We start from the raw sequence: 1,384 nt of genomic DNA on the forward strand, positions 1-1,384 counted from the left end.
CCGGCGCCGCCGCCGCTGCCGTACCGGCCACCGGGCGCGCCCGGCGAACCGGCTCCGATCGTCCGGCGGGCGCCCGCGCCCCGCCCGCCGATCCCGGTGAAGATCCTGATCGCCGGCGGCTTCGGGGTCGGCAAGACCACCACGGTCGGCGCCATCTCCGAGATCGCGCCGCTGACCACCGAGGCGGAGATGACGAGCGCCGGCATCGGCGTGGACGACCCGGGCGGGGTGGCCGGCAAGACCACCACCACGGTGGCGATGGACTTCGGCTGCGTGACCATCGACCGCAGCCTCAAGCTCTACCTCTTCGGCACGCCCGGCCAGGCCCGGTTCGGCTTCATGTGGGACGACCTGGCGCGGGGCGCGCTCGGCGCGCTGGTGGTGGTGGACAGCGCCCGGCTCGACGACTGCTATCCCGCGATCGACTTCTTCGAGCGGGCCGGACTGCCGTTCGCCGTCGGCGTCAACGCCTTCGACGGAAAACTGGCGCTGGACCTGCCGTCGATCCGCTGGGCGCTGGCGATCGCCGAGCACGTGCCGCTGGTGCAGTTCGACGCCCGGGACCGGCTCTCCGTCCGGGACGCCCTGCTCGTCGTCCTGGACCGGGCGCTCGACCGGGCGACCCGGTCCCGGGAGGGCTGAACCGACAGTCGATCCGGTCCGTTTTCTGGCGAAGGGGGTGGACGCGATGAGGGGTGATCTGGACGAGACACTGGCCCGGCTGGCCCGGCGCGAGGAGGCACGGCGCCGACGGGCACCGCTGCCCGTCGATCCGGTCGAGGCGGTCGAGGCGGTCGAGCGGGGTGGGCCCGGCGACGGGCCGGTCCCGGACGAGCCGCCGGGCGGGCGGGCCGGGCACGGCGCGTACCGGCTGCGGGGCGGGGAGGCGCCGCACCGGCGGGACCCGGTCGAGGAGGTCGCCGAGGCGGTCCGGCGGGTGGTCGCCGAGCATCCCGGGCTCGACGTGACGCTCCGGGTCGAGGTGGGCGGGCAGGCGTACCCGCTGCGGGTCTCCTGGGCGGGCCCGGCGGTGACGGTCGGCCCGACCGCCGCGCCGACGCCCCCGCCGGCCTGGCCGATGTCGGTGAAGACGGTGCCCGCGCCCGGTCACGACCCGCTGGACACCGACCCGGCGGCCCGGCTCGCCGAGATGATCCGTCGGGACCCGTCCCTGCTGGAGGATCCGGGCCCGCGCTGACCCCGGGCGGGGTGTGGTGCCGGCGGCTACTGTCGGCGGGTGGCGGAACCCGACCTGACCCTGACCGCGAGCCTGCGGCCGGCCGCGCTGGACGCCCGCCGGGGCGTCGTACGCCTGCACCCCGAGGTGCTGACCGCGCTGGCCCTGCGCCCCGGCGACCCGGTACGCCTGACCGGGCGCCGGGTG

The 1,384-nt window shown here is 76.9% G+C and carries 2 protein-coding genes; both read left to right on the forward strand.

The genetic code is table 11. The features are described from left to right. The coding region (locus HUW36_RS32890; protein WP_425487290.1) for a GTP-binding protein at positions 1 to 642 on the forward strand (642 nt) is incomplete at its 5' end. Between the two features lie 46 nt (positions 643 to 688). Next, entirely contained in the window at positions 689 to 1,198 is a 510-nt protein-coding gene (locus HUW36_RS32895) for a hypothetical protein (protein ID WP_174531588.1), read from the forward strand. Positions 1,199 to 1,384: the final 186 nt, after the last annotated feature.

Origin of the sequence: Micromonospora maritima (assembly GCF_902825405.1) — a bacterium.
GTDB classification, from domain to species: Bacteria; Actinomycetota; Actinomycetes; order Mycobacteriales; family Micromonosporaceae; genus Micromonospora; species Micromonospora maritima.

What these genes read in the sequence shown, in the direction of transcription:
- HUW36_RS32895 (WP_174531588.1), top strand. Translation starts at nt 689, where the DNA reads ATGAGGGGTGATCTGGACGAGACACTGGCCCGGCTGGCCCGGCGCGAG.